General features: G+C 67.9%; 22 protein-coding genes. 12 read left to right on the forward strand and 10 right to left on the reverse strand.

All coding sequences use genetic code 11. From position 1 onward, the window contains the following. Positions 1 to 225: 225 nt before the first annotated feature. On the forward strand, positions 226 to 1,182 hold the full coding sequence (locus tag KM295_RS05775; RefSeq protein WP_256028985.1) for a succinylglutamate desuccinylase/aspartoacylase family protein: 957 nt from the start codon (positions 226 to 228) through the stop codon (positions 1,180 to 1,182). A gap of 173 nt (positions 1,183 to 1,355) precedes the next feature. Beyond that, positions 1,356 to 2,432, forward strand: a complete 1,077-nt coding sequence (locus KM295_RS05780) for a pyridoxal-phosphate dependent enzyme (protein ID WP_256028987.1) — start codon at positions 1,356 to 1,358, stop codon at positions 2,430 to 2,432. A gap of 21 nt (positions 2,433 to 2,453) precedes the next feature. Here the strand turns inward: KM295_RS05780 and KM295_RS05785 are convergent, their stop codons facing one another. Next, complete coding sequence (locus KM295_RS05785) at positions 2,454 to 3,722, reverse strand: TiaS agmantine-binding domain-containing protein (protein WP_256028989.1); 1,269 nt, start codon at positions 3,720 to 3,722, stop codon at positions 2,454 to 2,456. A 133-nt stretch (positions 3,723 to 3,855) separates the two neighbouring features. Between KM295_RS05785 and KM295_RS05790 the strand changes: the two genes are divergently transcribed. The 5 genes from KM295_RS05790 to KM295_RS05810 all read left to right on the forward strand — a co-directional run bounded on the left by KM295_RS05790 (position 3,856) and on the right by KM295_RS05810 (position 8,788). Beyond that, entirely contained in the window at positions 3,856 to 4,815 is a 960-nt protein-coding gene (locus tag KM295_RS05790; RefSeq protein WP_256028990.1) for a transcriptional regulator, read from the forward strand. Positions 4,816 to 5,110: 295 nt separating this feature from the next. Then, complete coding sequence (gene hemC, locus KM295_RS05795) at positions 5,111 to 6,187, forward strand: hydroxymethylbilane synthase (RefSeq protein WP_256028991.1); 1,077 nt, start codon at positions 5,111 to 5,113, stop codon at positions 6,185 to 6,187. After that, positions 6,184 to 6,957, forward strand: coding sequence for a uroporphyrinogen-III C-methyltransferase (gene cobA / locus KM295_RS05800; protein WP_256028993.1), 774 nt, complete (start codon positions 6,184 to 6,186; stop codon positions 6,955 to 6,957). The genes hemC and cobA overlap by 4 nt, the downstream gene beginning before the upstream one ends. A 46-nt stretch (positions 6,958 to 7,003) precedes the next feature. After that, positions 7,004 to 7,735, forward strand: a complete 732-nt coding sequence (locus KM295_RS05805) for a uroporphyrinogen-III synthase (RefSeq protein WP_256028995.1) — start codon at positions 7,004 to 7,006, stop codon at positions 7,733 to 7,735. A gap of 54 nt (positions 7,736 to 7,789) precedes the next feature. Next, complete coding sequence (locus tag KM295_RS05810; RefSeq protein ID WP_256028996.1) at positions 7,790 to 8,788, forward strand: AAA family ATPase; 999 nt, start codon at positions 7,790 to 7,792, stop codon at positions 8,786 to 8,788. Between the two features lie 2 nt (positions 8,789 to 8,790). Here KM295_RS05810 and KM295_RS05815 read toward each other — a convergent pair whose 3' ends face one another. Continuing rightward, a complete protein-coding gene (locus KM295_RS05815; RefSeq protein ID WP_256028997.1) occupies positions 8,791 to 9,747 on the reverse strand; it encodes a methyltransferase domain-containing protein in 957 nt (318 codons plus the stop codon). A gap of 116 nt (positions 9,748 to 9,863) precedes the next feature. On the opposite strand from KM295_RS05815, the gene KM295_RS05820 reads away from it, so the two are divergent. After that, entirely contained in the window at positions 9,864 to 10,427 is a 564-nt protein-coding gene (locus KM295_RS05820) for a TATA-box-binding protein (protein WP_256028998.1), read from the forward strand. Between the two features lie 85 nt (positions 10,428 to 10,512). Here KM295_RS05820 and KM295_RS05825 read toward each other — a convergent pair whose 3' ends face one another. The 4 genes from KM295_RS05825 to thiD form a co-directional block, all read right to left on the reverse strand. Further along, positions 10,513 to 11,709, reverse strand: coding sequence for a CaiB/BaiF CoA transferase family protein (locus tag KM295_RS05825; RefSeq protein WP_256028999.1), 1,197 nt, complete (start codon positions 11,707 to 11,709; stop codon positions 10,513 to 10,515). Between the two features lie 52 nt (positions 11,710 to 11,761). After that, a complete protein-coding gene (gene mutL / locus KM295_RS05830; RefSeq protein ID WP_256029000.1) occupies positions 11,762 to 13,834 on the reverse strand; it encodes a DNA mismatch repair endonuclease MutL in 2,073 nt (690 codons plus the stop codon). Between the two features lie 63 nt (positions 13,835 to 13,897). Next, positions 13,898 to 16,558: a DNA mismatch repair protein MutS gene (mutS, locus tag KM295_RS05835; RefSeq protein ID WP_256029001.1), complete on the reverse strand. Its 2,661-nt coding sequence runs from the start codon at positions 16,556 to 16,558 to the stop codon at positions 13,898 to 13,900. A 60-nt stretch (positions 16,559 to 16,618) separates the two neighbouring features. Next, positions 16,619 to 17,929: a bifunctional hydroxymethylpyrimidine kinase/phosphomethylpyrimidine kinase gene (gene thiD, locus KM295_RS05840; protein ID WP_256029002.1), complete on the reverse strand. Its 1,311-nt coding sequence runs from the start codon at positions 17,927 to 17,929 to the stop codon at positions 16,619 to 16,621. Between the two features lie 78 nt (positions 17,930 to 18,007). Between thiD and KM295_RS05845 the strand changes: the two genes are divergently transcribed. Further along, positions 18,008 to 18,184 (forward strand): hypothetical protein, encoded by a 177-nt coding sequence (locus tag KM295_RS05845; RefSeq protein WP_256029003.1) that lies wholly within the window; start codon positions 18,008 to 18,010, stop codon positions 18,182 to 18,184. Between the two features lie 32 nt (positions 18,185 to 18,216). Here KM295_RS05845 and KM295_RS05850 read toward each other — a convergent pair whose 3' ends face one another. Both KM295_RS05850 and KM295_RS05855 read right to left on the reverse strand, forming a co-directional pair. After that, on the reverse strand, positions 18,217 to 18,609 hold the full coding sequence (locus tag KM295_RS05850; protein ID WP_256029004.1) for a DUF5611 family protein: 393 nt from the start codon (positions 18,607 to 18,609) through the stop codon (positions 18,217 to 18,219). A 25-nt stretch (positions 18,610 to 18,634) separates the two neighbouring features. Continuing rightward, positions 18,635 to 19,432, reverse strand: a complete 798-nt coding sequence (locus KM295_RS05855) for a DUF7093 family protein (RefSeq protein WP_256029006.1) — start codon at positions 19,430 to 19,432, stop codon at positions 18,635 to 18,637. 100 nt (positions 19,433 to 19,532) lie between these two features. Here KM295_RS05855 and KM295_RS05860 point away from each other — a divergent pair, with 100 nt between their 5' ends. Then, positions 19,533 to 19,835, forward strand: a complete 303-nt coding sequence (locus tag KM295_RS05860) for a DUF6432 family protein (protein ID WP_256029007.1) — start codon at positions 19,533 to 19,535, stop codon at positions 19,833 to 19,835. Between the two features lie 79 nt (positions 19,836 to 19,914). After that, the gene (gene ygfZ / locus KM295_RS05865) at positions 19,915 to 20,997 is read left to right on the forward strand and encodes a CAF17-like 4Fe-4S cluster assembly/insertion protein YgfZ (protein ID WP_256029008.1); all 1,083 of its coding nucleotides are present in this window, start codon (positions 19,915 to 19,917) and stop codon (positions 20,995 to 20,997) included. A 3-nt stretch (positions 20,998 to 21,000) separates the two neighbouring features. Here ygfZ and KM295_RS05870 read toward each other — a convergent pair whose 3' ends face one another. Continuing rightward, positions 21,001 to 22,656 carry a tryptophan--tRNA ligase gene (locus KM295_RS05870; protein WP_256029009.1) on the reverse strand — a complete coding sequence of 552 codons (1,656 nt, stop codon included), beginning with the start codon at positions 22,654 to 22,656 and terminating at the stop codon, positions 21,001 to 21,003. Positions 22,657 to 22,874: 218 nt separating this feature from the next. Between KM295_RS05870 and KM295_RS05875 the strand changes: the two genes are divergently transcribed. Continuing rightward, positions 22,875 to 23,120, forward strand: a complete 246-nt coding sequence (locus KM295_RS05875; protein ID WP_256029011.1) for a DUF2061 domain-containing protein — start codon at positions 22,875 to 22,877, stop codon at positions 23,118 to 23,120. Positions 23,121 to 23,130: 10 nt separating this feature from the next. On the opposite strand, the gene endA is transcribed toward KM295_RS05875, so the two are convergent. Continuing rightward, positions 23,131 to 24,138 (reverse strand): tRNA-intron lyase, encoded by a 1,008-nt coding sequence (gene endA, locus KM295_RS05880; RefSeq protein ID WP_256029012.1) that lies wholly within the window; start codon positions 24,136 to 24,138, stop codon positions 23,131 to 23,133. Positions 24,139 to 24,176 lie beyond the last annotated feature (38 nt).

Consider the following 24,176-nt stretch of genomic DNA (forward strand, 5'->3'; position numbering starts at 1 on the left):
GTACCCCCGATAGACCAACTCGCCGGCCTCGCCGTCGATCGAACTCAACGACGACTCCGCCACCAACACGCCCTCCAACCCCTTCTTCAGATCCTCGGACATACGCTGTCGGTTTCCATGCACGAAAAAAAAGGGTTATCGTTTGCGGGAACGGGAGTCCGTACCCGGCGGAAAACCCGGCGGGTATCAGTAGGTCTAATAACGCCGACGAGAGCAGTACCGGTAATGACGACCCTCGGCACCGCGAGCGCATCCCCCGGCGAGATGGCCGTCGGGCGGCTCCCGGTCGGCGAAGCAAGAGACGGATCCGAGGTCGGGCTGCCGGTCGCGGTGATCAACGGCGAGCAGGACGGCAAAACGCTGTACATCCAGGCTGTCTCCGATGGGGACGAACTCAACGGGCTGGGGGTCATCCGCCGGCTCGTTCCACAGCTCGATCCCGAGGAGATCGCCGGCGAACTCCTCATCATCGGGATCGTGAACCACTACGGGTTCCAGGTCGCCGAGCACCGCAACCCGATCGACGACACGAAACTCAACCGTACCTACCCCGGCAACGAGTCCGGGACGGCCTCCGAGCGTATCGCCGCTGCGACGTTCGGCGCCGTCCGACGGGCGGATCTCGTGTTGGACCTCCATCAGGGCTCGACGTCGTGTATGATAAACGAAGTCCGGGTGCGCTGTGGCTCCCGCCACCGACTGCACCGGGACTGTCTCGAACTGGCAAAGGTGTTCGGCTGCGGGTACATCCTCGACCGCAAGGGACCGGACGGTCAACTCGCCCGCGTGGCTCCCGACGAGGGGATCCCGACGATCGACCCCGAACTCGGCGGATCGGTCGGGTGGAACGAGGAATCGATCCGGAAGGGTGTCAAAGGGGTGTTCAACGTCCTCTACCGGTACGGGTTCCTCGACGGCGAGATCACGACCGCGCCACAGACCCGAGCGACCGGGTTCAGCCAGTACGGTTCGCCTGCCGGTGGGCTCGTCACGTTCAGGGCCGATCTCGGCGATCGGGTCGACCGCGGCGAGACGCTGTTCGAGATCACCGGTCCGTTCGGGCGGGTAAAAGAGACCGTGACGGCTGACTCGAGCGGGATCCTCTGGCGACACCGGCGACTGCCGCAGGTCGCCAGCGGCGAGTACGTCTGTTCGGTCGGGACGAACGTCGACGAGTACTGAGGCCGTCCGCCCGACGATTTATATACGAGCACGGGGCCAGCCCGCCGTATGACGTGACGATCCGCCGACGGTCGACCGGGGCCGGAGCGCGGGAGATCGCCGTCGGGATTCGATTCGATCCCGCCTGTTCGCCCGACCGAAACGCATAGGGTGACCGCTGTCGACCTCCGAATATGTCGCTTCGCTGTCCGGCCTGCGGGGGTACATACGGGGACCGATGGCGGTGTCGGTGTGGCAGTCCGCTCCGCTTCGAGGACCGGCCGCTCCCGTCGGCTCCGGACCCGACCGAGGCGGGGATCGATCCCCGGGAGGGCCTGTGGGCGTTCTCGGATTTCCTGCCGGTCGAGCGCCGCGTCTCGCTCGGCGAGGGGTACACACCGCTCGTCGACGCGCCGATGTGGGACGCGGCGTTCAAACTCGAATACGTCTTGCCGACGGGGTCGTTCAAGGACCGGGGGGCGACGACGGTTATCTCTCGGGCGCTCGAGGTCGGCGCCGATCGGGTCATCGAGGACTCCTCCGGCAACGCGGGGGCCGCGATCGCGACCTACGCCGCGCGTGCCGGGACCGACGCCGAGATCTACGTCCCCGCCGACGTCAAAGAGGCGAAGTTGCGGGCAATCCGTCGCTCCGGGGCGGACATCGTCCGGGTCGAGGGGTCCAGAGGGGACGTAACCGACGCCTGCCTCGACGCCGTCGAAGCGGGCGAGGGATGGTACGCGAGCCACGCGTGGAACCCCGCTTTCTTCGCCGGGACGGCGACGATGGCTTACGAAATCGCCCACCAGCGGGGCTGGTCGGCACCCGATGCGGTCGTCACCCCGCTCGGGCACGGGACGATGTTTCTCGGCGCATATCGCGGCTTCAGGCAGTTACTCGATGCTGGATGGATCGACCGACTGCCGAAGCTACTCGCTGCACAGGCGACCGGATACGCTCCCATCGCGACGACGCTGCATAGTGAAACCGACGCTTCCGGCGACAACGAGGCCGCCGATGGGATCCGGATCCGGGAACCGGTCCAAAGACCGGCGATCCTCGAAGCGATCGAGGAATCCGACGGGGACGCGATCGCGGTTTCGGAGTCCGACACGGAAGCCGAACTGGACCGGCTCCACGAGGCGGGGTTCTACACCGAGTCGACCTGTGCTGTCGCACCGGCCGCGCTCCGGACGTATCGGGATCGCGGCGTGATCGACAGCGACGACGACGTCGTCGTTCCGCTTTCGGGGAGCGGCCTGAAGCAGTAACAAGAATCGAACGGAGTCCGCTCACCGCTCGGGATGTGTTTCGGCGTCGAAACCGCCCCTGACGAGCGGCTTTGCGATGTGGCGTCGTGCCCGTGGTGGGACCTCGTACCAGCCACACTCCAGTTCTCGGTCGATCGACTGTTCTATCTTTCCGCCGGCGGTCGTTCCACAGTCACGACAGCGATATCCCTGCCCGCGTCCGGCCGATTCCATCGTTCGATCGCAGCCGGGACAGACCGGCGTTTCGCGCGTCGTCCGAACGAGATCACGGACGGCAAACTTCTCGAGTTTCAGCGTTCCGTCAGTCACCTCGCCACACGCCGTGATCTGATCCCTGCCCCGGAGATTTCGGACCCGTTTCCGGAAGCGCTTGGTCGGCTCGAAAGCGGCACACTCGATCGTTTCCGCCCCGTCACCGAGATCGAAAAAGACGTGGCCACCGCGGCGTGTCTCCGGCGAGGAAGCGACGACACCATCGAGCCGATAGGCGAATCCGTCCCGGACGCCCTCGACGGTACCCGGACGGAGATGGCCGTCCGTTCCCTGGTTCGTGACGAACAGTCTCGCCCGATCGATCGGTTCGCTCTCGATACGATTCGTGACCTGTCGACAGGCCGACGGATCATCGCCACGGATACCGAAGAGGACCGGCCCCGGCGTTCGAGGGACACAGACGGCTTCCCCGGAACCACGGTCGACGGTGTCCCACACTGCCGGGTAGAAGGTGTCGGCGGCCTCGAACACGCTGTCGAAGTCAACCAGCCGTTCGGTCCCCCAGCGTTCGGGGGCCCGGTAGCTGATCCGTTCGTACGTCCACTCCTCGAGCGCACGCCAGGCCCCGACCGCCGCGAGGGCGCCGATTATCCCGCGACCGTTCCCCCAGCCGCGGGTACGGTAGCCGGCCTCCCCGGAGAGCGCCCTGGCGGCCGCTTCGGTGTGGTGGTCGCGGACCGCATCGCGGGCGAAGGCGGCGATCGGTTCCGGGACCGTTTCGGGCCCCTCGGCCCCGACAACGAGCCCGGGGTTCGTTCGCTCGTCGGCCGTCTCCGCCAGCTCGTCGATCACGGATCCGGCGGTGTCGAAGGCCGATTCCGGCGGCGCGTCGGTGTGGATCGCGACAGCGGCGTTCCCCCGGGTCTTGTGTTCGATTGCCGGATTGCAACGGATCAAAAGGACGCGATAGACGGCCGCGCCGCTGGCTTCGAGCCGTCGGGCAATCGTGTCACCGACGTACGTCGTACACATGCCCCGCGTTCGGGAATCGGTGTCGTCGACTCCGATGACGGTCACTGTCGTCGGTACGACGGCCGCGGCTAACGGCGTTTCGGTCGAGACTTGTCACCTCGGTGCTTGGAAGTGAAACGGTCGCCGCGGACGAATTTCGGGGAAACACATTTAACCGGGAAAACACTTACATACCCCTATGAGCCGATCCGCACTGGTTGGAAACATCACCGCGATGCTCGAGGACGCTGGCTTCACGGTGAGTGACCGGTGTGCGATCCGACCGAAGAGCTTCGACATCGCGGCACGACGAAACGACGACGTACTCCTGTTGAAAGTGCTGGCGAACATCGACGCCTTCGACAGTCACACCGGCGTCGAGATGCGTCGACTGGGGGAGTATCTCGACGCGACGCCGATGGTCATCGGCCTCAGAACGCGCGACGAGGAACTCGACCCCGGCGTCATCTACTTCCGCCACGGCGTGCCGGTGTTCTCGCCGGATACCGCGATGGACCTGCTTATCGAGGGCGTCCCGCCCCTGATTTACGCCGCACCGGGCGGACTGTACGTCAATATCGACGGCGATCTGCTTTCGGACGTCCGTTCCGAACAGGAGATGTCGCTCGGGAAGTTGGCCAACGAGCTTGGTGTCTCGCGGCGGACCGTCTCGAAGTACGAGGACGGCATGAACGCCAGCGTCGAGGTCGCGGCCGAACTCGAGGATATCTTCGACCAGCCGCTTGCCAGCCCCGTAGACGTCCTCGACGGAGCCGAGGAGGTCCGCAACGACATCGAGGAGCCGGACGAACTGGAAGCCGACCCGGACGACGCACACATCGTGACCGTGCTCACCCGAGTCGGGTTCGAGGTACATCCCACCCTCCGGGCGCCGTTCAAGGCCGTCAGCGAGGACGAATCCCGTGAACGCAAGATGCTCACCGGTCACTCCGAATTCAACCGGACGGCCGAAAAGCGCGCCCGAATCATGTCCTCGGTCGGTCGGGTCACTGAAACCCGGTCGGTATACGTCGTCGATCACGCCGGTCAAGAATCCGTCGACGGAACGGCGCTCATAGAGCGCGAGGAGTTCGAGCGGATCGACGATCCCGAGGAACTCGAGGATCTCATCCGCAACCGCGGTGAGGTCGAGGCCTGAGCCGGCCGAAATCGTAGAGTCGTTGACTCCCCACCCGCGGGCGGCCCACGCTGACGTTTCTCGACTAGTCGTAGAGAATCAGCGGTTAGCAGGGCAGTAGCCGAAGCCAGCCTACGACGACCGGCTTCGAGAAAAACGTATCACCCGAGCAAGCCGGGGGCTGGCACCACGGTTTCGTATCGTTTTATTTGGTTTATACTGAATGCGACGGTCCCACTGTCGCCGCACACGAGCTCCCGACGCACACGCTCCGATAAGCGAAGGGCGTTTCAACCGGCGTCACCGAAACTTCGGTATGACAGAGACGATCCGGCTGGCGACCCGGGGATCGGATCTCGCACTCCGGCAAACCCAGCGCGTGGCCGACGCACTCGAGGCCCGCCACCGGGAGGCCGAGCTGGTCGAGATCGAAACGACCGGCGATGCCGTACGGGACGAGCTGATCCACCGACTCGGAAAGACCGGCGCGTTCGTCAGGAGCCTCGACGAGAAGGTACTCGAAGGGGAGATCGACGCGGCCGTCCACTCGATGAAGGACATGCCGACCGAGTTCCCGGCGGATCTCGTCGTCGCCGGTGTTCCCGAGCGTGCGGCCGCCGCCGACGTGCTCATAACGCCCGAAGGAACGCCGCTTGCAGACCTCCAGAGGGGGGCGACCGTCGGAACGTCGAGCCTCCGCCGGAAGGCCCAGTTGCTCGCAGCCCGCTCCGATCTCGACGTACAGCCGCTCAGAGGGAACGTCGATACGCGGGTCGAAAAGCTCCTCGCCCCACGACTGCAGGCCGAACACGAACGGCGGCTCGAAGCCCAAGAGACCGACGCCGCAGAAGACGGGTCGGACACGCCGGAATACGACCGCACACCGGAACAGTGGTTCGACGACCTCGCGGAGTTCGAACGGGAAGCGCTCGGCCGGGAGATCGGGACGGAGTTCGATGCGATCGTGCTCGCAGAGGCCGGCCTCGTCCGGAGCGGGCTGGCCGAAGGGATCGAGTACCGGCGGCTCCCGAAACCGTTCGTTCCCGCTCCGGGACAGGGCGCACTGGCGGTGACCACACGGGACGGGGACCTCGCGGAGACGTTGCGGGACGTGCTCGATCACCCGCGTACCCGGGTCGAAACGACTGTCGAACGGACGATCCTGGGAACGCTCGGCGGCGGCTGTGTCGCCCCGATCGGCATCTACGCGATCCTGCAGGGCGAACACGTCCAGACGAGAGTTCGGGTCCTCTCACAGGACGGGAACGAGGAGATCGAAGCGACGCGCGATCTGCCGGTCGGCGATCACCCCGGGGCCGCGCGGTCGTTCGCGGAGGATCTGGCCGAGCAGGGGGCCGAGGAACTCGTCCAGCGCGCCCGGAGGGAAGCGTGACGGGGACGGTGTATCTCGTCGGGAGCGGCCCGGGCGACCCGGAGCTGTTGACGGTGAAGGCCAGACGGCTCATCGAAACCGCCGACGTCGTCCTCCACGACAAGCTCCCGGGGCCGGAGCTTTTAGAGTCGATCCCGACGAAAAAGCGCGAAGACGTCGGGAAACGGGCGGGCGGCGAGTGGACGCCACAGGAGTACACGAACCGGCGGTTGGTCGAACTCGCGGAGGCCGGAAAGACTGTCGTCCGACTCAAGGGCGGCGACCCCTTCGTGTTCGGGCGCGGCGGCGAGGAGGCCGAACACCTCGCCGACCACGGGATCGAATTCGAGTACGTCCCCGGCGTGACGAGTGCGATCGCCGGCCCCGGCGTCGCCGGGATCCCGGTCACCCATCGGGATCACGCCTCCTCCGTGTCGTTCGTCACGGGCCACGAGGACCCCACCAAGGACGAATCCGCGATCGACTGGGCGGCGCTCGCGGACACCGGCGGCACGCTCGTCGTGTTGATGGGCGTCGGGAAGCTTCCGATGTACACCGATGCGCTGCTGTCGGCCGGGATGGATCCGGCGACCCCGACGGCGTTGATCGAACGGGCGACCTGGCCGGACCAGCGGATCGCCTGCGGGACACTCGAAACGATCGTCGAGGCGCGGGACGAAGCGGGGATCGAACCGCCGGCGATCACCGTTATCGGCGACGTCGCGGCCACACGCGACCGGGTTTCGGCGTTTCTCCGGAACGGGGTCGAAACCGAAACCGACGGAGAATAAAGTGCATGATGCTATATGAAATTGGGCTGACGGTGGTGATGAACCGATGAGCCGAACAGTCGCCGTGTTCCGTCCGGACGACGAGCGCGCGAGGGAAGCCGAGACGCTGCTGTCGGCTCTCGGCGTCGAAGCGCTCTCTGACCCGATGTTGGCCGTCGAGCCGACGGGTGCGATCGCCCGGTCGGACGCCGACTACACCGTCCTGACAAGCAAGACCGGCGCCGAACTCCTCGCCGGGGCCGATTTCGAGCCCGCCGGCGAGCTCGTCGCGATCGGCGCCCCGACCGCCGAGGCGATCGAGGCCGCCGGCTACGAGGTCGATCGGCTCCCCGCGGAGTTTTCCTCCTCGGGGCTCGTCGCGGACCTCGAGGGCGATGTCGGTGGCGGACGGGTCGAGATCGCCCGCTCGGACCACGGCTCGGACGTGCTGTTGGACGGGTTGAACGAGGCCGGGGCGTACGTCCACGAGACGGTTCTGTACCGGCTGACCCGTCCGCCGGAAGCCGGACACTCGACGGTCGCCGCGGCCGAGGGCGGCCTCACCGGGGCGTGTTTCACGTCGTCTCTGACGGTCGAACACTTCCTCGAGGCCGCCGAGGAGCGCGGCGTTCGCGATCGAGCGATCGCGGGGTTGAACGACGCCGTCGTCGGCGCGATCGGCGAGCCGACGGAAGCCACCGCCCGATCGAACGGGATCGGCGTCGACGTCGTACCGGACACCGCTTCGTTCGAGGCGCTGGCGAGGGCCGTCGTCGATCGGATCCGGGCGCCCCGGTAACCGCCCCGGGAACGAGAGAGGTGGGCTTTTGTCGGCGCGGGACCCAGCGACCGTATGGACGCGCCGCTGTGGACGGAGACCCACGCGCCGGAGCTGTCGGAACTCCCCCAGACGGAGGCTCGCGACCACCTCGAGCGGGCGGTCGAAGAGCCGATGAACCTCCTCGTCTTCGGCCCCCGTGGCGTCGGGAAGACGGCCGCCGCCGGCGCGCTAGCCGCCGAGACCCACGAGGATCCGGAAAACGACTTCGTCACGATCAACGTCGCGGACTTCTTCGGGCGGACGAAAAAAGAGATCAGAAACGACGAGCGGTTCGCAAGCTTTCTCGAGGGGCGGTCGGACCTCTCGAAGCGCGGTATGATCAGCCACGTGCTGAAAGAGCAGGCGGCCTACCAGCCGGTCTCGGGGGACTTCCGGACGATCCTGCTCGATAACGCCGAGACGATCCGCGAGGACTTCCAGCAGGCGCTGCGCCGGGTGATGGAGAAACACTACGAGGCGACCCAGTTCGTCATCGCGACCCGCCAGCCCTCGAAGCTCATCGCGCCGATCGAATCCCGGTGTTTCCCGGTCCCGATGCGGGCGCCGAGCCACGGGGAGACCGTCACCGTCCTCGAGCGGGTCGTCGAACGCGAGGGCGTCGCGTACGACGGGGAAGGCCTCGAGTACGTCGCCGGCTACGGCGACGGGAACCTCCGGCGGGCCATCCTCGGTGCCCAGACGGCCGCCGAGGAAGCCGGCGAAGTGACGATGGACGCGGCCTACGAGGCCCTGGGAGAGATCGGGATGGGCGATACCCTCGCGGGGATCCTCGAAGACGCCGAGAACGGGGCCTTCGAGGACGCCCGGAGCGGGATCGACGACCTCCTCTACGGGGAGGGCTACGAGGGCGAGACGGTCCTTCGGGAACTGCTCGCGGTCGCCCGGGGCCGGTACGGCGGCGACGAACTCGCCCGCATCCACGCGCTGGCCGGCGAAATCGACCTCGAGATGGCCGAGGGGACGACCGATCGGGTCCACCTCGGACGCTTGCTCGCGGAACTGGGCCGGTAGGGCTACCCCAGCACGTGGACGTGCCGGACCAGGGAGGCGTGAACGCGCCGCTCGAAGCGGTCGGTGACGTCCCAGCCGGCCGACTCGGCCGCCGAGGTCCACGGGCGATCGGCGACCAGGACGGCCCGCGGGGCGAGACGGCGGGTCTCACCGAGGGCGTCGGCGACGAGCGCCTCGAGCGACGACCCCTCGATCTTCGATTGTCGGCCGTACGGCGCGTCGAAGACGACGCCGTCGAAACTGTCGGCGACGAGCGGAAGCCGGGTGACGTCACCCCGGAGGACCGAGCCGTCCCCGAGATACTGCCGGAGGTTTCGCCGGGCCCCACGAACCATCTTCCGCTGTGCGTCGACGCCGACGACGGCCGCACCGGCGAGGCCGGCCTCGACGAGGATTCCGCCGGTCCCGCACATCGGGTCGAGCAGCCGCGCGCCGGGGGCGGCGCCGGCGATGTTCGCGATCGCGCGGGCGTCCATAGGATCCATGCTCCCGGGCTGGAAGAACGGCTTGTCGGTCGGCTTGCGCGAAGAGAAATCCCGGACAGTCTCACACGTTAGCCAGCCGAGCGCCGCGAGATCGTCCGAAAACAGCGCGATGAGCGTGTGGTCCGGCGTCTCGAGGTCGACCTCGTATCCCCGGTCGACGAGGACGCGACCGAGCCGTCGCTCGGCCGCCCGGGTGTCGACCCCCGACAGCCCCCGCACGTCGCGGGCACGGACGGCGACGGTCCCGGTCCGGTCGATCCTCGCCGCGTCGACGACCGCGACCGCGGCCTCGATCGCCGGCTCGCAGGTACCGAGGAGCCGACAGACGCGGCGGGTATACGAGAGCGTCTCCGGATGCTCGATCCCGCGGGCGGTCGCCATCCCCGACGCGATTCGGTCGACCGCCGAGGCGCGGCTCCCGGCCTCCCGGGCCGCAAAGGCGTCGTCGTCGCCGACGAACTCCAGCAGGTACACGCCGGTGACTGACCGCCCGCAGGGCATAAACGGCCCGGTCGCTGCGGCGGGACCGTTCAGGGCGGGTAACGACCACCCATATTTATAAACCTTAAATACGTGTTTTAAGTCGAGTCATGCAGGACCCAAAGGAGACTATCAATATCGAGAACGTCGTCGCCTCGACGGGCATCGGCCAGGAGCTCGATCTACAGAGCGTCGCGATGGATCTGGAAGGCGCCGATTACGACCCCGAGCAGTTCCCCGGTCTCGTCTATCGGACACAGGAGCCGAAGTCGGCGGCGCTCATCTTCCGGTCGGGCAAGATCGTCTGTACCGGCGCGAAATCGACCGACGACGTCCACGAGTCGCTCCGCATCGTCTTCGACAAGCTCCGGGAACTCGAGATCCAGGTCGACGAGGACCCCGAGATCGTCGTCCAGAACATCGTCACCAGCGCGGATCTGGGCCGCAACCTCAACCTCAACGCCATCGCGATCGGCCTCGGGCTCGAGAACATCGAGTACGAACCCGAGCAGTTCCCCGGGCTCGTCTACCGGCTCGACGATCCCGACGTCGTCGCGCTGCTTTTCGGCTCCGGCAAGCTCGTCATCACCGGCGGCAAGGAGCCCGACGACGCCAAGGAGGCGGTCGACAAGATCGTCTCGCGGCTCGAGGAACTCGGCCTGCTCGACGGATAACCCGCCCGACGTCTCCGTTCGACCGACCCGAAGCATCGCCGTCCCCGCCCGTCCGTCTCCGCCCACGTACGGCCGATCGTCCCTTCTATCCGATAACGTCCGCCTCGCGGAGCCGCTCGATCTCGCCGTCGTCGTACCCCAGCTCTTCGAGTACGTCTGCGGTGCTCTCGCCGAGGGTCTCCGGCGGCCGCGACAGCTCCGTCGCCAGCGTCGAGAAGTGGATCGGGTGGTCGATCACCTCGGCGTCCGCCCGGCCGTCGCGTTCGAGCGTACGGCGGAGACCGCGCCCTTTGACGTGTTCGTCCTCCCAGACGGATCGGGTGTCGTGGATCGGGCCGGCGGGGATGTTCGCCCCCTGTAGCGCGTCGACCCACTCCTCGGCGGACCCGTCGGCGAGGACGGCCTCGATCTCGGTTTTCAGGGCGTCGTGGTGCTCGGCGCGCGTCGAAGCGGTCGAAAAGCGTTCGTCCTCGCGGAGTTCCTCGAGGCCGAGGACGGCACAGAGATCCCGCCACAGCGAGTCGGTCCCGGCGGCGATGACGATGTCCTCGTCGGCACAGCTGTAGACGCCGAACGGCGAAAGTGTCGGGTGCCGCGTGCCGAGCCGCGGGAACGGCTCCCCGAGCCCGAAGGTGTGGCCGGCACGGGCCGAGAGCCACGAGATCGCCGCATCGAGCATCGGCACCTCGATCCACTCGCCGTCGATGATCCCGCGCTGGCGGGCGTACAGCGCCGCGAGTACGCTCTGTGTGGTGTACATCGAGGTGATGAGATCGCCGCTGGGCAGCCCCGACCAAAGCGGCGGCCCGCCCTCCTGGCCGGTGACGCTCATGATCCCGCTCATCGCCTGGACGAGCGCGTCCCAGGCGGGCAGTTCCCCGTAGGGGCTATCGCGGCCGAACCCGGAGATCGAACAGTAGATCAACGTGGGGTTCTCCGCCGAGAGCCGCTCGTAGGAGAGCCCGAACGCCTCCATTCGGCCGGGCTTTGCGGACTCGACGAACACGTCGGCCTCGCGGGCCAGTTCCGTGACGATCTCCCGTCCGTCCTCGCTTTTGAGGTCGACCTCGATGCTCCGTTTGTTCCGGTTGATGGTGTCGAAATACTCCGGGATCGGGTCGATCGATCGCGACCGATCGCCGCGGCCGACCGCCTCGATCTTGACGACGTCGGCGCCGAGATCGCCCAGGTTCATCGTCGCGAAGGGACCGGCGATGACCTGAGTGACGTCGACGACGGTCACGCCCTCCAGCGGGCGGGCCTCGCGTGGGTTCGTTGGCATCGCCCGCGGTTGGTCCGACGCCGACATAGAACCACCGCCCGTCCCGGTCGGCTCACCGCCGCCGGTCGCCGTGGCCGGGGTAGTCGCGCTCGAAGCGGGCCTCGATCTCCTCGGTCGGGAGTTCGATCACCGTCGGCCGGCCGTGCGGGCAGGCGTAGGGGTTCTCACAGTCGTCTAGCGCGGCGAGCAGGCCGCTGACCGTTCCCTCCCGGAGCGAAGTGTTGCCGGTGATCGAGGGGTGACAGGCGAGATCCCCCAGCAGGTCGTCGGTGACCGCCTCGATCGTCCCCTCGGGGTCGCCGTCGACGAACGCGGCGAGCAGATCTCGGGCGATCTCGGGGGCGTCACCGCCGACGCGCTCGGCGAGCAGCGCCGGGACGGTCGTCACCGACAGCGTCCGTTCGTCGGGCTGCTGGACCCGGAACCCGAGCCGCGAGAGCGCTTCGCCGTACGCCTCGAGGAGTTCTGCCTCCCGGGCGGTTAACGCCAGTTCGACCGGCTCGGCCAGCGTCTGTGTCGTCGTCTCGCCGTCGAAGGCCGCCCGGAGCCGCTCGTAGTTCACCCGCTCGTCGGCGGCGTGTTGGTCGACGAGGACGAGCCCCTCGTCGGCCTCGGCAACGAGGTAGGTCTCGTCGAACTGCCCGAGGACCGTCATCGGCGGGAGCCGATCGAAGTCCTCGGGCGTGCCGGCCGTCTCTGCCCCCGAGAGCGTCCGCTGGGTCGGCTCGCGGCGGAACCGTGCATCGTCGTCGCCGGGGTCTGAAGCCTCCGGGCTGGGACGATCGGTCCGGCCGGCTGTCGGGTCTACGTTCGAACCCCCGGTTCGGTCGGTCGACGGTCCGTCGGCACTCCCGGTTCGATCGGCCCCCGGGGGCGCTCCAGCGTCGGGCGTCGATCGGGCCCCGTCGGTCGGGGTCGAGGTTGAGGTCGAAGACTCCGCGGTCGAGTCCAACGAGGGCTCGTCTGTCGCCGTGGTCGCCGAAGATGGGTCCGATACCGATCCCGGCTCGTCGGTCGGCCGGTCACCCTCGGTGGTCGAACCGGCGTCGTCCGTGGCCGTATCGGGCGCCACGTCGGTCTGTTCGGGGGCCGACCGTCCCCGTGGCGCGCTGGATCGGAGCAGTCCCGCCTCCAGGAGCGCGGTCTCGACCGCCTCCGAGACCTGCCGGCTGACGCCCGCCTCGTCCGCGAAAAGCACCTCCAATTTGCGGGGGTGTACGTTGACGTCGACACCTCCCGGGGGAACCGAGAGGTCAAGGACGGCAAAGGGGTACCGGTCCGGCGCGAGCTGGTCGCCGTAGGCGTCGACGATCGCCTCCCGGACGGCCCCGCTGGTCACGTATCGGCCGTCGATCAGCGTCGTCATGTACTCCCGGCCGGCCCGGTTCGTCTCGGGGTGGCTCACGAGTCCCTCGATCCTCTCGATCGGTCCGCAGTCGCCGTCGTTTTCGACGTCGATCATCGCGTTCGCGACGTTCCGGCCGTAGACGGCCATGAGGGCGCTCCGGCGGTCGCCGTCGCCGGTCGTCGAGAACGTCTCGCGGCCGTCGTGGACGAGGCTGACGGCGACGTCGGGACGGGCCAGCGCGTAGCCGGCGACGATCCGCTGGACGTGATCGAACTCGGTCGCCTCTGTCTTGAGGTACTTCCGGCGGGCCGGCACCGCGCCGAAGAGGTCTGTTACCTCGACGGTCGTCCCTTCCGGACAGCCGGCGGGCTCGCACGTGAGGACTTCGCCGTTCCCGACGGCGATCGCGGTCCCCCGGCTTCCGCCCCGGGGCTTCGTCTCGATCCGGAGGCGGGCGACCGAACCGATCGCGTGCAGCGCCTCCCCCCGGAAGCCCAGCGTCCCGATGGCGTCGAGGTCCTCGATCGAGTCGAGCTTGCTCGTCGTATGCTCCCGGACGGCCATCTCCGCGTCCGACTCGGACATCCCGACGCCGTCGTCGGAGACGACGATCCGTTCGGTCCCGCCGGCCTCGACGGCCACCTCGATCCGGCCCGCGTCGGCGTCCAGGGCGTTCTCTAGGAGTTCCTTGACGACCGAGGCGGGGCGCTCGATGACCTCCCCGGCGGCGATCCGGTCGCGCGTCTCGGCGTCGAGTTCCCTGATCTCCGGTGTCATGTCGGTCGGATACGTGTGGCCGACGGGCGCGAGCGCACTAACCGTTTCGCTACCGGGGGACCCTCACTCGTCTTCGAGCCGTCGCTGCCACTCGCTGACGCGGTTCATCAGCTCGACCGGCGACGTCTCTGCGAGGTCGGCCGTCCGGAGGTCCTCGAGGACGGCCTCGGTTTCGGGGTCGGGATCGGAGTCGGAGTCGGACGGTCCGGCGTCGGGCTCTCTGTCCCTTGCGCCGTCCCCGCCGGCCGCATCCCTACCGCCCTCGTCCGTGCGGAACTCGCCGGCTTCGAGGTCGAACACCGTCTGGACGGGCTCGCTCCCGCCGCCCTTCGCCTCGATCGCTCGCTCCTCGCGGAGCCGGTCCAGCACGCCGCCCGCCCGATCGACCACCGGCTCGGGGACGCCGGCCAGATCCGCGACGTGGACGCCGTAGGAGCGATCGGTCGGCCCCGGTTCGACGGTCCGGAGGAAGGTCACGTCGCCGTCGGACTCCGTCGCGGCGACGTGGACGTTCTCGACGCGGGGCAGTTCCTCGGCCAGCGCCGTCAGTTCGTGGTAGTGGGTCGCAAACAGCGTGAACGCGCCGACCTCGTTGTGGAGGTACTCCGTCGCCGCCCACGCGATCGAGATCCCGTCGTAGGTCGCGGTCCCGCGGCCCACCTCGTCTAAGACGACGAGCGACTCCTCGGTCGCCGAGTGGAGGATGTTCGAGAGTTCCTCCATCTCGACCATGAACGTCGAGCGGCCCTCGGCGAGTTCATCGAGGGCGCCGACGCGGGTGTAGATCCCGTCGACGAGACCGACCGTCGCCTCGTCGGCGGGGACGAACGAGCCGATCTGGGCGAGAAGCGTTATCAGCGCCGCCTGCCGCATGTAGGTCGATTTGCCGGACATGTTCGGCCCCGTGACGAGCAGAAAGCGGCGCTCGCGGTCGAGAAACAGGTCGTTGGGGACGAACTGGGTGTCGACCTCGACGACGGGGTGTCGCCCGGCCTCGATCTCGAGGGTCCGGTCGTCGGTCAGTTCGGGGCGCGTCCAGCCCCGCTTCGCGGCGTGGGCCGAAAGCGAACACCGGGCGTCCAGTTCCGCCAGCGTCCGGCCGACCGCCCCCAGGAGGTCCGCGCGCTCGGCGACCGTCTCCCGGAGCCGGCGGAAGGCCTCGTACTCGCGGTCGCCGCGTTCCTCCTCGAGCCGGAAGAGTTCGCGCTCCCGTTCGCGGAGTTCGTCGAAGACGTACCGCTCGGCGTTCTTCAGCGTCTTGATCCCCTCGTAGTGCTCCGGGACGCCCCCGGAGTCGGACTTGGGGATCTGCACGTAGTAGCCGTCGGTCTTGTTGCGGCCGACGGTGACACGGGGGAACCCGTGGCGCTCCCGTTCGCGGTCTTCGAGGGTCTCGAAGTACTCCCGGGCGGCCTCCAGCCGCTCGACCAGCTCGTCGAGTTCTGCGTCGTAGCCGCGCTTTATCAGCCCGCCCTCGTGGAGCGTCTTCGGCGGGTCGTCGGCCAGCGCCGCCAGTTCCGACCGGAGGTCGGCGATCGCCTCCCGATCGAGATCGGCGAAGAGACCCGCGACCGGCGAGTCCGCGAGGCGGGGCGACCCCTCGATGCGCTCGGACAGTTCCGGGACGAGCGCGAGCGTCTCGCGGGCGCGCAACAGCGAACCGGCGTCGGCGCTGCCGGAGACGGCCCGGGCGGCGACGCGTTCGAGATCGGAGGCTTCCCCGAGCGTCTCGACGAGCCCCTCCCGGACCAGGGCGTCCTCGAGGAGCGCCTCGACCGCCGCCTGCCGTTTCCGGAGCGTCCCGACGTCCCGGAGCGGGCGGGTTACCCACTCCTTCAACAGCCGGCCGCCGGCGCTCGTCGCGGTGTGATCGATCGTCCCGAAGAGCGTCCGACCGCCGCCGGTCATCGTCGCCGTGAGTTCGAGGTTCCGCCGCGTCGTCGAATCGAGGGTGACGTGCTCGTCGGGCGTGTACGTCCCGAGCCGCGTCACGGAGGCCAGGGCACCGACGCCGGTCTCGTCGATATAGGCGATCGCCGCCCCGGCCGCCGCGATCGTCGCCTCGGAGAGCCCGACCGTTCCGGTGGCCTCGCCGAACTGCTCGGAGAGGGTGTGTCGGGCCCGTCCCGGGGCGAAAACGTCCGTCTCGTGTAACGTCAGCCGGGCCTCGAAATCGGTTCGGAGCGCCGACAGGAAGCCGTCGTCGTTCCGGACGGTCGGCCCCGGCAGCACCTCGACGGGATCGAAGCGATCGATCTCGTTCAGCGCCCGGTCGGCCGCCGCCTCGCCCGGAAGCGCCGTCGCCCGGAACCGGCCGGTCGTGACGTCGCAGAACGCGAGTCCGTACTCGCCGTCGACGCGCGCGATGCTCGCCAGGTACTGTGCGTCGGCGTCGTCGGTCTCCAGAAGCGTCCCCGGCGTGACCGTCCGGACCACCTCCCGGACGATCCCGTCGTCGGTCTCCCGTTGGTCCGCGATCGCGACACGGTAGCCGCGCTCGACGAGCGCTTTCACGTAGGGCGTGAGATCGTCGACCGGGACGCCGGCCATCGCGTACGGCTCCCCGCCGGAGGAGCGCTCCGATACCTTCAGATCGAGTTCCTCACCGACGAGTTCGGCGTCCTCGCCGAAGAACTCGTAGAAATCGCCCATCTGCATCGCCAGCAGGTCGGCCGAGGTCTCGGCCTTCAACTCGAAGAACTCCCCGACGATACCGGATGCCATACCCGGACCGGAGGGTGCCGTCTGCTAAAACGTGACGGGTCGTCGGGAGCGTAACGGTCTTCAAAGCTCCCCGGCCAACGCGACGGTTCCGTCGACGAGCGCGTCCGGCCCCGAGCCCAGTACGGTCGCCGTTTCGCCGTGATCGATCGCGACGATCCCGTCGCCCGGGGAGTCCCCGAGGCCATCCATCGCCGCCGTGTCGTTCGAACCGTCAGAACCGACGACGGTCCAGCCGAGGTCGTCCATCGCGGCGATGGCCTCCTCGTCGCCCCGACACGCGAGGGCGGCACACAGATCGGGCCGGAACGCCCGGGCCTCGAGCAGCCGGCGCGTTGGTCCCGTCGAAACGCCGAACCGGGCGGGGCCGTTCGGTTCGAGGCCGCCGGCCGTCCGCTCGAGCCCCCCCTCGATCGCGGCTATCTCCCCGATCCCCTCGGCGTAGGGGGTCGCCGCGGCGACGTTGGTTCCCTCCGGAGGGACGATCGATCCGGGGTCGGTTCCCCGGAGTCGCCCGACGGCCTCCTCGAGCGAGTCGATCGTCGCCCCCCGTTCGGCCTCGTTTCGGAGTTCGACGAGGTGATGCACCGCGCCGGGACCTCTCCCGACGTCGTGGTGGTACCTGATCGCCCGCTGCATGAACGCGACGCTCCGGTCGACGGCGGTCGACATCGACTCCCCGCGAGCGAGCCGCGTCGCGATGGCCGCCGAGAGCGTACAGCCCGAGCCGTGTGTCGCGTCGGTGTCGATCCGGGGGTGGGTTGCCGTCGCGACCGAATCGGGCGTCACCAGCACGTCGAGTACCGTCTCGCCCGGCATGTGGCCGCCCTTGAGGAGCGCCGCGTCGGCGCCCATCCCAACGAGCGCCTCGCCGGCGCGGCGCGCGCTCGCCTCGTCGTCGGGTTCGATGTCGGTCAGTACCGCGGCCTCGTCGGCGTTCGGCGTCACGAGCGTCGCCTCGGCGATAAGGGCCTCGTAGGCCGATTCGGCAGTTTCGGTCAGCAGCCGATCGCCCGTCGCCGCGACCATCACCGGGTCGACGACGACCGGGGCCTCCGTATCACGGACGGCCGCCGTCACCGTTTCGACGACCTCGGCGGTCGCGAGCATTCCCGTCTTGACCGCCCGCACGTCGAAGTCCGACCGGACGGCGTCGATCTGGGCGTCGATCTCCCCGATCGGGAGGACGTGGCTCGATTCGACGCCCGTCGTGTTCTGGGCGGTGACGGCCGTCACCGCCGACGTTCCGAACCCGCCCGTCGCCTCGATCGTTTTGAGGTCGGCCTGGATCCCGGCGCCGCCGCCGGAGTCGCTGCCGGCGATCGTCAACACGACCGGGCGGTCGACCGGCGCGGGAGCGCGTCGTTCGGTCATGTCGGTGCTACAACCGGAGTATACAAATCGATGATGGTACGCCGAAGCGTCTTCAGTTCGGATCACGAACGGCCGGGTATGTACCGCGCGATCCTCCCGAACGGACAGCTCGAATGCGAACACTACGAGCGCGGCGAGCAGGGCGTCGATCTGTACGACGGCGACGACGAGCTACTGGCGTTCGTGCCGTACCAGAACCTCGAGGCGCTGCTCACCGAGGCGGCCTACGAGACCGACGAGCCGTCGGTGATGTGACCGGCCGGACGCGACCCGATCGACGACGGTCGTCAGACGTTGTCGGGGGTCTCGGCGTCGTCCTCGACGGCCCGTTTCATCGACTCGCGGCGGGCCTTGGCGTCACGACCCGTACACTCGAGCAGGAACTCGTTTTTCGCGGTGTTCGCATCGCCAGCGGCGTCGACCTCGCCGGCCTCCATCAGTTCCTCGAGGCTTTTCTCCTCGAAGTGGACGGCGAGTTTGTCCTTCTTGTCGGCATACGACATCGTCCCGGCCACGATCCGCTCGAACACCGGGTTGTCTGGCTCCTCGACGACGTGGAGATCGTTTCCTTTGTATTCCTCGATTCCGGTTATCTCGCCGAAATACCCCTCTATCGTCGCTCTCATGTCGGGAACACGTTCCTCGAGATACTCCCCGCGCCGCATCTTGTACTCCTCCATACCAGAGATATCGGAATCCGGGTGTTTACTGGTTTCGTTCGGCCTCCAGCCAGCCGTTACACTCGGGACAGGAATCGCCGCCGCGGTACCCCGACTGGGCATCGATCCGGAACCCACACTCCGGACAGACGATCTCGCCCTCCGGAACGGTGATCCCGGACAGCGACTCGTCCGTCTCCTCCGGTGTCTCGACCGGCGCGTCGGTCTCGACGACGCGATCGGTTCCCGCCCCGTCGTCGGACTTCTCTAGGTCGTCGGGCCACTCGCCCGGCTCGCGGTCGGTGTCTTCGTCGGTGAGGATCTCGGCGTCCTCGGAGTCTGGATCCCGGAGTTCGTCGTCGATCGGTTCCTCGTCCGGCCGGTCGGGCTCGGGATCGATCACTTCACCGCCGCGCTGTCGGGGGTCGGCGGCGTCGTTCTCGATACCGGGCTCCGGGTCGTCGGCTCTCGCCGTTGTCGGCCGGTCTACGGCGTCCGGGTCGGTCCCTCCGGCCGCGTCCTCCCCGGCCACGTCAGTGATGGCGTCGTCGGACGCATCCGGACCGTTCCCGGACGCCGGGGCGGTATCCGTCCCGGTGTCCTCGCCGGCCCCCGCGAGGTTGGCGGCGGACTCGCCGTCCGCGTCGCTCTCGAGGCCGACCGCCTCGCCGTCGACGACGGCCGTGACCTCGGTGCTCTCGGAGACGACGCGCTCGGCCCCACAGCGTCGACAGCGCTCTATCTCGCGTTCGGTGGTGACGACCTCGTCACCCTCCTCTTCGCTCTCTCGTTCCACACCCGCGGGCTCGAAGGCGTGGCCCAGTATCGAACACTGTAGTCCCATTACGCTCACGTGGCCGTGACAGAGGTATAAAGCTTGAGCCCCGGTCCCGGAGCGGATTGGTCGCCGAACGGTTAAGATGCCGCCGGACGAACCGCCACGTATGCAGGCGAAGCGAGAGTACCGCGACCGCGACGAGACGGAGGTCTCGGTGCTCGACGCGCTCGTCGATCGGACCGATGAAGGGATGACCGTCTTCGAACTCCGGACCGACGTCGAGGCGGACATCGACGACCTCGAGACGGCGCTCGCCGAACTGAAAGAGGCCGGGCTCATCGCGGTCGAAAACGACGACGGGCCGATGCGGATCTATCCGGACGAGCGGGTCGTCCCGGAGTTCGACTCCGGGAATACCGCGGATGAGGCGTCGTTTATCGACCGGATCAGGGATCGGTTCGGAGTATGAGACCCGCCGACGGCCGGTTTGTATACCCCGGGAGCCCGACCCGGTGGTTATTCACCGCTCCGGCGCGTTCACGCCACCAATGACAGTCGCTGCGGAGCTACACGAGTCCCACGACGCGACGTTCACCGAACGCGGCGATCGGCGGGTCGCCGCCCACTACGGCCGGCCCGAGCGGACCCACCGAGCCGTCAGGAACGTCGTCGGCACGATCGAGATGGGCTACGGGATCGTCGAAGTGGCGGGCGAAGACCGGATCGACTTCGTCGACAACGCCGTCACGAACCACGTGCCCGGGACCGACGGGCAGGGCGTCTACGCGCTGTTGCTCGATCCCCAGGGGCGCATCGAGAGGGAGCTGTACGTCTACAACGCCGACGAACGGCTGCTCTGTTTCGTCCCGCCGGGGACGGCCGAAGAGCTCGCCGCCGAGTGGCGCGAGAAGACGTTCATCCAGGACGTCGAGATCCGCGCCGCGACCGATGACTTCGGCGTCTTCGGGATCCACGGGCCGAAGGCGACCGAGAAGGTCGCCTCCGTACTCACCGGGCCGGGATCGCCCGACGAGCCGCTGTCGTTCGTCCGGGGCACGATCGGCGACTGGGGGGCGACCGTCGTCCGGACCGACGACCTCACCGGCGAGGAGGGCTACGAGGTCATCTGCGCCGCCGAGGACGCCGAGCGCGTGTTCGACGCGTTGATCAATCACGGGCTCAACGCCGCCCCGTTCGGCTACCGGACGTTCGAGTACCTCCTGCTCGAGGCCGGCACGCCGCTTTTCGAGACCGAACTGGTCGGGAACGTCCCGAACGTACTGGGGCTCCGGAACGCCCTGGACTTCGAGAAGGGGTGTTACGTCGGCCAGGAGGTCGTCTCGAAGATCGAAAACCAGGGGCGTCCCTCACGGCGGCTGGTCGGGCTCCGACCCGATGCCGTCCCCGAATCCGGGGCGGCCGTCTTCGACGGCGACGGCAACGTGGGGGAGGTGACCCGCGCGGATCACAGCCCCGCGCTCGAAGCACCGATCGCGATGGCGCTCGTCGAGTACGGCCTCGAGGCCGACGCTCTGACGGTTCGAATCGGCGGCGAGGACACGCCCGCCGAGGTCGTCGAGTTGCCGTTCGTCGAGGGTTCGGCCCGGTCGCGGCGACTGCCGCAGTACTGAAACCTATCGCTTCCTGTCGCTGTCCAACTCGATATCGAGGTCCTCGAGCAGTTCCTTCGCTTCCTCGCGTTTCTCCTGGTGTTCCTCGAGGAACTCTCCCATGAGTTCGGCCGCCTGCTCCTTGCAGCCCCCACAGAGCCGTTCGCCGCCGACACACTCCTCGTAGACCTCGGTCGCGAACTCGTCGTCGTCGCCCGAAAGCAGGTACGCATACAGTTCGTACACGGGACACTCGTCGGCCTTCCCGCCGAGTTCGCGCTGCTTCTCGGCGGTCTCGCGGCCGCCGGTCGTCGCGGATTTCACTTTGTCGTAGCCCTCCTCGGGATCGTCGAGCAGGCTGATGTGGCTCGCCGGCACCGAGGAAGACATCTTCCCGCCGGTCAGCCCGGTCATAAAGCGGTGATAGACCGACGAGGGCGGCAAAAAGCCGTAGCCGCCGTGTTCGAGTTCGATATCGCGGGCCAACTCCTCGGCGGCTTCCCGGTCCATCCCGAAGGCGTCGACGTGTCCCTCGTAGACGCGTTTCTCGCCGTCGATGGCCTCGATCAACGCCTCGAACGCGTCGTCGGTGGCGTTGCGGTCGAGAAACCGGACGCGGGGCCGGAGGGGTTCCTTGCCGGCGTTCTCGAGTTTGTTCGTGACCTTTTGTATGAGAGATTCCAGCGTCGTCTCGTCGTGGAACGCATCACCGCCCATCGCTTCTGCGGTCTTTTGTTCCGCGAGGAGCCACTGCGCCGCTTCGGCGCATCTCGGCCGTTCAGGATCATCAGCGTACGCCTCCCGTTTCTTGTAGGCACGTCGGAGGAGTTCGCTTTCAGCACCCTCGCTCTCGAAGCTCGCGTACGCCTCGGTCACACCGAAATACCGCATCCGCCCGGCCAGATCCCGGGCCAGCCGCATGTGGGGGTCCTGGTCGGGGCCGACGGGGATGACGGTCGGTTTCGGCCCGTCCAGTTGCGGATAGAGGATGTCGGCCATCTGGGTGACGACCGACTGCATGTAGGAGACCTCGGTCTCGCCGTCGAAATCGTAGATCGCCCCCAGCTCGGAGAAGTTCGCCTTCGTCCCGAGTTCGAAGGCCAGATCCTGCACCTCGCGGTTGGCAGACTGCCGGTAGAGGGTCCCGTCTTCGGGATCGAAGCCCAAAGCGATGAGCGAAAGCAGATAGCTCTCGGTGTGTTCGTCGATCTCGTCCCACGAGAGCCCGCGGGCGGCGTGGGCCTCCATGTCGGCGATGAGCCCGTAGGCCTCGCCGCCGCGTTCCTGATGCCAGATCAGCTCGTCGAAGACGAGCTTGTGGCCGATGTGGGGGTCGCCGGTCGGCATAAAGCCCGACAGCGCGGCGAACGGTTCGTCGTTTGCCATCGCTTCGGCGACCGGTCGGTAGTCGCGGTGGCCGAAGATGACCCCACGCCGCATCAGGTAGTGGGGGCTCGGAATCCGGGGGAGCACTTCCTCGAAGACCTCGATGCCGAACTCCTCGAAGAGCTTCCGGTAGTCGTCGACGGTCGAAGAACCCCACGGGTCGAGGGCCACGTCGTCGACGGCTCCGCCGTCCGCTCGGAGCGCCGCCGGTGCTCCGGTGTCGGCGCCCTCCGCCCCGCCATCGCCGCAACCGGCCGGCCCAATCCCTCGGCCGCCCGTTCCGTCGTCTGTCATGCCGAACCGTCCGGGTGGTCCGCCCAAAAACCGTTCGCTTGTGCCACGGCCGAACGCAGTGTCGATACAGTGTCTCAGGGCGTCGGGGAGGTGGACCGATGACCGGATTCCGTTTCGATCGGTCACGCATTTCGGTAGAATTAACTAATATAGGTTTATTATTGGGAAATAGTAACCATATCCAATTATTTATATGGATTCACGTCGACACGTCCCGCATGGATACGCCGCTCCTCTCGCGTTCGGCGCTCCAGGCCCGGCGGCGGGCGATCGTCAAGACGCTCTGTTATCGGCTGGTCATGGTGCTTATCACCGTCACCATCGCCTTTGCCGTCGTCGGCGACGTCGGCGACGCGATAAATATCGGCCTCGCGGCGAACGTACTGAAGACCGGGACCTACTACCTCTACGAGCGGGCGTGGGATCACGTCGCGTGGGGCGTCGACCCGTCCCGGTCGGCCTGAACCGACAGCGTCAGGGCGTCAGCCGCTCGATCGAGCGCCACCGGACCGTTTCGCCGTCGACCAGCGCGAACACCATCCGCTTGCGAACGCCGTGGGCCAGGCGAACGTCGAGCGCCAGATCACGGGGCGAGCGGGCGGCGTCGGCCGGAAGCACCCGAACCAGGAGTTCGGAGTGGCCGAGTTCGGCAACGCGGTCGACCTCGGCGTAGGTTCGGAAGTCGGCCCCGAACTTGAACCCGGTCTTGGGGACGACGCCGCGGTCGCGAAGCGCCCGGTAGACGGTGAGACGGCGGTCGAACCGCTCGCCCTCGACGGCCCGCCCCCGGGACTCGATCGCCTCCCGGCCGCCGTCGACAGCTAACAACCCGTCACCGACTAGATAGGCGGCCTCCAGAAGCGATAGCTGGACCGCGTCGTCGTCGCGATCCATTCGTTGACCGTAGAAGCCACGCTCGTAGAGCGCCGGCGGGGGCGCCCAACAGAGCACGCGGTCCTCGAGCAGGTGGCCCTCGATCGGGCCGTCGATCGCGGCCGAACTCGTGCCCGTGATTTCCGGGACGTCGGTCCGGAGGTAGGTGAGTTCGCTCTCCTCATCGACGACCGCGAGCACGACGTCCCCGAGTGAACCGAGTTCGACTGCGGCCCGTTCGCCGAGCACGCGAACCCGATACTGGACGGTACCGTCCCACGGGCCGTCCCCGCGGGGATGGACGACGAAGGCGGCCCCCTCGGGATCGTCGACCCATCTCTCCCGGGCGGGCGAAACGTAGAACCCGCGGTCCCGGAGGTCCTTGTAGACGAGAAAGGGCACGACGATATCGTCGTTGTCGGCGAGAAAGCCCTCGATCCCCTGTCCGTCGACCGAACCGAGATCGCCCCGATAGAGGAGATGGGCCGCCTCGACGCGGGAGAGGACAACCCCGTCGCCGCGCGGGCGGCCGTACCCCCGCGCGTCGTAGTAGCGCTCGCGGGCGTTGGCGCCGACCGCGACGAGCCCGTCGGTCAGGTGGCCTTCCATACCCGACTCTCCCGCTCGGAGTCGTATAGCCCCTGTGG

Origin of the sequence: Natronomonas aquatica (assembly GCF_024449025.1) — an archaeon.
Classification (GTDB): domain Archaea; phylum Halobacteriota; class Halobacteria; order Halobacteriales; family Haloarculaceae; genus Natronomonas; species Natronomonas aquatica.